8 protein-coding genes and 1 pseudogene are annotated in these 5,791 nt (G+C 63.1%); 6 read left to right on the top strand and 3 right to left on the bottom strand.

All coding sequences use genetic code 11. The features are described from left to right. From AC1DY5_RS39205 to AC1DY5_RS39230, 6 genes and pseudogenes are all read left to right on the top strand, one after another. On the top strand, nucleotides 1–496 hold a 496-nt coding region (locus tag AC1DY5_RS39205), incomplete at its 5' end, for a GntR family transcriptional regulator (protein WP_478119851.1). A gap of 330 nt (nucleotides 497–826) precedes the next feature. Next, on the top strand, nucleotides 827–1,792 hold the full coding sequence (locus AC1DY5_RS39210) for an ABC transporter substrate-binding protein (RefSeq protein ID WP_478119852.1): 966 nt from the start codon (nucleotides 827–829) through the stop codon (nucleotides 1,790–1,792). Nucleotides 1,793–2,243: 451 nt separating this feature from the next. Further along, nucleotides 2,244–2,351, top strand: a pseudogene (locus AC1DY5_RS39215) (hypothetical protein); the annotation flags it as partial. A 269-nt stretch (nucleotides 2,352–2,620) separates the two neighbouring features. Next, nucleotides 2,621–2,836 carry a YgaP family membrane protein gene (locus tag AC1DY5_RS39220; RefSeq protein ID WP_478119853.1) on the top strand — a complete coding sequence of 72 codons (216 nt, stop codon included), beginning with the start codon at nucleotides 2,621–2,623 and terminating at the stop codon, nucleotides 2,834–2,836. After that, nucleotides 2,833–2,967 (top strand): hypothetical protein, encoded by a 135-nt coding sequence (locus AC1DY5_RS39225; RefSeq protein WP_478119854.1) that lies wholly within the window; start codon nucleotides 2,833–2,835, stop codon nucleotides 2,965–2,967. Before AC1DY5_RS39220 ends, AC1DY5_RS39225 begins: the two co-directional genes overlap by 4 nt. 170 nt (nucleotides 2,968–3,137) lie before the next feature. Next, a complete protein-coding gene (locus AC1DY5_RS39230) occupies nucleotides 3,138–3,794 on the top strand; it encodes a hypothetical protein (RefSeq protein ID WP_478119855.1) in 657 nt (218 codons plus the stop codon). A gap of 952 nt (nucleotides 3,795–4,746) precedes the next feature. Here the strand turns inward: AC1DY5_RS39230 and AC1DY5_RS39235 are convergent. The 3 genes from AC1DY5_RS39235 to AC1DY5_RS39245 form a co-directional block, all read right to left on the bottom strand. Further along, nucleotides 4,747–5,190 (bottom strand): DUF3995 domain-containing protein, encoded by a 444-nt coding sequence (locus tag AC1DY5_RS39235; RefSeq protein WP_478119856.1) that lies wholly within the window; start codon nucleotides 5,188–5,190, stop codon nucleotides 4,747–4,749. Beyond that, nucleotides 5,190–5,456 carry a hypothetical protein gene (locus tag AC1DY5_RS39240; protein WP_478119857.1) on the bottom strand — a complete coding sequence of 89 codons (267 nt, stop codon included), beginning with the start codon at nucleotides 5,454–5,456 and terminating at the stop codon, nucleotides 5,190–5,192. Before AC1DY5_RS39240 ends, AC1DY5_RS39235 begins: the two co-directional genes overlap by 1 nt. 26 nt (nucleotides 5,457–5,482) lie before the next feature. Then, a partial coding sequence (locus AC1DY5_RS39245) for a PaaI family thioesterase (RefSeq protein WP_478119858.1) occupies nucleotides 5,483–5,791 on the bottom strand: 309 nt, incomplete at its 5' end.

Consider the following 5,791-nt stretch of genomic DNA (forward strand, 5'->3'; position numbering starts at 1 on the left):
CATCTACCGAGTTCGCCGGCTGATTGAATGTCAGGCACTTTCGCAGGCCTACCCGCGCCACCCGGCCAAGAAGAAGATGCGCGAGGCGCTGGAAGCCCAGCTTCGCTGCCGGGACAGCGGCGACTGGGTCGGCGTGGGTACCGCCAACATGGCATTTCACATGGCCATCGTCGAGCTGGCCGACAGCGAACGGCTCAACCTGTTGTTCGCCCCGGTGCTTGCCGAACTGCGCCTGGCCTTCGGCTTCTTGCGCGACGCCGAGTTCTTGCACGCGCCCTACGTCGACATGAACATGAAGATCCTCGAACTTGCTGAAGCCGGCAACTTTCCCGGTGCAGCTGCGGCGCTCGACGAGTACCTGGTTCAATCCGAGCGCATCGTGCTGGCGGTCTATGCCAGGCACATTTCCGAGTCGCCGGCCACTCGCCGTCAGGCGGCGGCCCAGGGCTCCGGCGGTGCGCCTAAGTGGGGTGCTCGTACCTTTCCTGTCGATTGACACGGTAGATTTCCCCTTCGAAATCAACACCTTGCGCGGAGCGCCCTTGGACACCAGTATGCGATTCGCAAGCGCTTGTCGCGCTTTAGTTTTCTTGCAGTGACCGTATCAATTTTTATCGAGGATACGATTACCCCGAGTTCGGATTGCTTGCGTCCCCCGGCCCCGGTCGTTGGCGCATAGCGGGCGGGCGGCCACGCCCCCGCCACGCTCCGCTCTCTCAAATACGACCTGCTGGCGCGAAGGCTGGCTACGGACGATACTTGCTTCACTCCCCGTGGTGACGGAGAACAAGGATCCGGCGGAGTGAACAGCCTCAGAAGAAAAATCATGACGCTCGCGATTGGCGCGGGCTGTGCCTCGCACGCCGCGCTCGCGCAACGACAATTGAAGACGGTGCGCCTTGGATACCTGGACACCACCTCAGCGAGCATCGCGAGCGTCCGGCTGGATCGACTTCGGGCGGGCCTGCGTGACCTTGGATATGTGGAGGGCCGGAACATCGTTATCGAGCCCCGATGGGCAGAGAGCGAGTACGCGCGACTTCCCGATCTCGCAGCAGAGTTGTTGGAGCAGAAGCTGGATGTGATCGTGGCCGCTGGACCCGCCGCCATCCGGGTCATGCGGCAAGCTACGACGACCCTCCCCATCGTCTTCGCAGCGAGCGGCGATCCGCTCATGTTCGGCGTTGTTAAGAGTCTGTCACGGCCAGGAGGCAACGTGACCGGGGTGTCGAGCGTCGGCGCCGACCTCAGCTACAAGTACCTGGAGTTTCTGCGCGATGCGATTGCGCGCCTCTCAACCGTCGCCGTCATGATGAATCCGGGTCACCCGGGCCACCCTGTTTACTTGAGGAACATCCAGGTGGCTGCCCGGGAGGCCGTGCGGATCCTTCCCCTCCAAGCGGCGAGCGCCCAGCAGATCGAGGCCGTCTTCGGCTTGATCAAACAAGAACGAGGTCCGGTGCAAGCCCTGATCGTGCTCGGAGACGGGTTGTTTTTCTCACAGGCGCGAAGGATCGCCGAACTTGCCGTCCAGCAGAAATTGCCCACGCTGTTCTCGACCCGGGAACCCGTTCAGGTCGGCGCGTTGATGAGCTACGGCCCGAACCTGGGGGAGCAGTTCTACCGGGCAGCAAGCTACGTCGACAGGATTCTCAAAGGCGCGTATCCCGGGGATTTGCCTGTCGAGCAACCCACGACGTTCGAACTGGTCATCAACACCAAGACTGCCAAGGCGATCGGGTTGGTCCTTCAGAAAGGCCTGCTGTTGCGCGCCGATGTTCTGACTGAGTGAGACCGCGGCCTGCCGCGCCCAATATCGAGCGTATCCAGATGTTGGGGGTGTACTACCGCAGCGAGCTTCGCGTCAAAGATGTCACGACTGCATTGGGTTCGAAGCCACCCCGCCAAGATCTGTCGAAGCGAAGCAGGCGCGCATCACGGTGGTTGTCGACCCGCACACGATCAGGGTGCTGAGGCGTGCACGCCATTGGCAATCACTTAGCCGGGGCGCATCGACCCTTGTGCGGTGGCCGCTCAGCCGGTCCTCTTGGATTTCGGCGGCGTCGCCAAGGGCTGCGCGGTCGATTTCGCATCGAGACGTTGCGCAATCATGGAATCGAATCTGCGCTGGTCATCGCCGGCAGGACCTTCGGTCCATCGGTCCGCACGCATGGCGCGTGGAAGTAGGTGGTCGGGTCGGATTTGACAGCGGCGCGGCACGCACGTTGTGCCATGCGCGCAATATGGCGATCGCAAGCTCCGAAGCGGCAAGTCCCACCGGTGCGACCCGGACCAAACGAGCCGAGTTCTCCCTCATCGTGCGCTCCGACCTCAAGGGATTGGGCCTCGGCAAGCTGCTGTTCGATCAACTGATCGAACACGCAAGGAGCCGCGGGATTGCCGGCTCGTGGGACTCGTGTTGTGCGAGAACACCCGCATGCTCAAGCTCGCTCGCACCATGGGATTCAAGGTCGACCCGATCGAGCCGGAATTCTCAGGAGTGCGGCGCATGGTTCTGGTATTGGACGACTCCGTCGGCAAAGTTTGATGCACCGCAAGCCGGCGTGTACGCGACAGGCGCACCATGCGGCATTCCCCTCCAAAAGCAGGAGTGCAGGCCGTGAATCGAAATTATGGAATCATCGACCCGATGCTGCGCGTGGCCGTTGGCCTCACGCTCATAGGACTGGCGCTCGAAGGCTTGATCGGTCTGTGGGGCTACCTCGGAGTCCTACCGCTCGCCACGGGCTTCATTGGTTTCTGTCCCGCTTACAGCCTGTTCGGAATCAGTACCTGCCCGACCCAAGGTCCCAACGATCAAAGGGGCTCGCTATGAGAATCACGACACCCTCGCGGCAGCATGGCACGCGAGCCCTGACACTGACCGTCGCGGGACTGGCACTGCTGGGAGCGGCGGTGCTGTGGCTCGTGCTCCGCGCCATTGTGGCGCTTGTGACGCAAGACTGAAGGCGCATGACAGCACCACGTCTCCCGCTGCGAACCCAATCACGATGAGCACGACGGTTTTTTGACCCTGTAATCCCTGCCAGGGTTGCAATAAGCAAACGAAATTACAACCTTCCTGAAGCGCACCAACCTTCAAATGACCGCCGAAGCGGAATTCCAGGAGATTCGACATGGATCAAGCTACTTTGAACTTCGTCGCGCAGGTGTCACACGGCTTCAAGAGAGCGGGCGTAGGGGCCGCGCTGCTGTTCTTGGCGCTTTCGCTAGTGCCATCCGCTGGAGTCCGCGCTCAGGTCTACACCGTGCTCGATACGGCGGGTACCGCGACCCCTCGCACCACATTTAGCGTCTTTGGTTCCGGGGGGCTGGCGATAGGCGGTACCAACTTTGTCGGACCGCAATTCACGCTGACACAACGATCGGTCCTGACGAAGATCGAGGCCTTGGTGAATAACTGCGCCGTGATAATCGCGGTCCCCCAGTGCCCGAACACGCTGCCGTTTGTGGTGCAGATTCGTCGCTCGATCAACGGCGCGCCTGATCCGCGCCTGCTGATCGCCGCCGTCCCTCTGACGCATGACAACGACCCGCTGACCGTGTCCATGGAGAGCGCCGCGTTGGACGACGTCCCGCTGGAGCCGGGAACCTATTTTGCGCTCTTTGCCCCCCAAACGGCGTCAGACGGCGGTTTTCTACTGTCCAACGCGAATGGGGGCGCATACCAGGCCGGTATGACGACTATCGGCGTTGTCACTTCTACTGGGAGTTTTGCCGATACAAATTTCGTGGCCGTGCGGATTGTGGCCAAGGTCGTTCATCACCCGTAGAGAGCGATTCCAACGGTGGCGTTTGCAGACGATCACTTGCGAGTTCCCACTGCGATTGGCTGGTCTATGTCGAGTACGCCGGCTGGGAAAATTATGTCTAGCGCGCCCYTGGAGCTTGGCCATGCAGATCAAAGTCAGGCTTGCCATTTCCGGCGGCACGGCCGAGTCGGAGGCGTTGCCGCTGCTGACGCTGATGGTCGATGCCCAGCCGAGCATCGCGGCCTGAATCGCGCCGCCAAGGATTATCACGACGTTCACTACCGCAGCCTGTTTGGCAGGGCGACGGCGTTTGTTGGACGCCTGATCAACGCCGGGGTGCCCTTCACTCTCTCGGGAGGCAAATTCGCGGAGATCAATGAACTTGCGCACCGCCAGCCGCTGCGCGGTTGCGATGAGCGCAGGGAACGCGATCCAGATCCCTTTGCGCCCGCCGACGCACCGCCGCCCCCAATAGTCTTCAATTGCACCTGGGAATCCGGGGAACGAATCAGCCTGACCCGCGTGCCCAACACGGGCACCTGGGTCGTAAGCGACGACGCGATCGCCGCCGCTGGCGCCGGGATCCTGCTGGTGGGTCCGAAGCAGCAGACTCAACAGGTTGTCGCGGTGCCAACCGCACCGAAGAAGGCTCCGGAGCTACCCGGCGTGAACGTGCCGGCACCTCCGGCCGCAGTGGCGTCGATTGCGCCCCAGGCGGTCTATTCCGGGGCGAACTTGCAGGCGATGCCGAGCCCGATGTGCCGCCCGCGCGCGCTGAGCCGGTGCGGAGCAGCAACCCGACGCCGGCGGGGCTCAGCCCCATGCCAACACCATTTGCCAACGGGGCCAGGTAGCGGCTCGGGGACAAGCGCGAACCATCGGTCTGCGTCCGGCGAGCGTCAGCTTTAGGCTTCCTGCGACGAGCTGGTCGCGCGACATGCTGTCCAGATCGGTGTCCATGGTGCCTCCTGAATCAAGGCGCAGGCGTCGGGGCGGCGCCCCTGAAAGCGACGGTGGCCACGCCGGCCGCCAGGAGCAGACACAAGGGTGAGTGCAGAATCGTGTCCATCCTCGCGAAGCGGGTGCCGCGAACCCGCTTGAAGAACCCCATGTACCGGAAGTCTCCGATCGCCCGGGCCAAGAGCCCCAGGGCGAGCGCGTACGAGAGCCAAGATAGAAGGCGCGCGGGCAGACCGACCGAAAGCATTCCGGAGGTCGCTGCGACAAGCAGCGCAAAGAGAAGCAGCACGACGCCGACCGTGACCGTCGAGCGGGTTGATGGCACGAACAACGGCTTGCCGTCGACGCTCGGCACCGCGCCTCCGCCGCCGCCGACACTGAACGCCGCCATGTAAAAGTGCCACAGGCCGAGCACCACGAAGACGGCGCTCAGAAGGACCGCCAGCGTGTTGTCCATCACCAGAACTTCCACTTGACGAGGACGGCCACCGCAGCCGGCAGGCCGAAGAGAGGAAGAAAGATCGGCAGCTCGTCGGCGACCGAATAGCCCGCCTTCGCCACGCCGAACCACATGTTGGCGGCTGCGATCACGAACCACAGCGCGACGAAAGCGATGGTCGCCATGCGCATGGCGTCGGCGAGGCCGCTGGAGAGCAGTCTTGCCGCGCCCAGGCAACCAGCCCAAAGCGCTAGGCCCGCGACAATGAACACCAGGGTTCGCATGGAAATCCTTGTGAGAGGGGGCGGGTTCATGCGTCCGGCTTCGCGGGCACGGCGTCCATGATGAGTTGGGTCTGCGTGACGACTGCGCACAACTTGCCCGCCGCAGACCGGATCGTGGTCTGCCACACCTTGGTGAGCCGGCCCCGGTGAAGCGCGACGCACTCGCCGACGATCGTCGTGTTAACCGGCGCCGCCCCGATGAACTTGGTGCTCGAATCGGTCGTGATGGTTCGCTTGCCCTGCGGCATGTTGAGGACCGTGCCGACCGCGCCCAGCGTGTCGACAAAGGCCATGTACGCGCCGCCGTGCAGCACGCCGCCGGTGGTGCAGAGCAC

Source organism: Variovorax sp. P4_D9, from assembly GCF_056401695.1.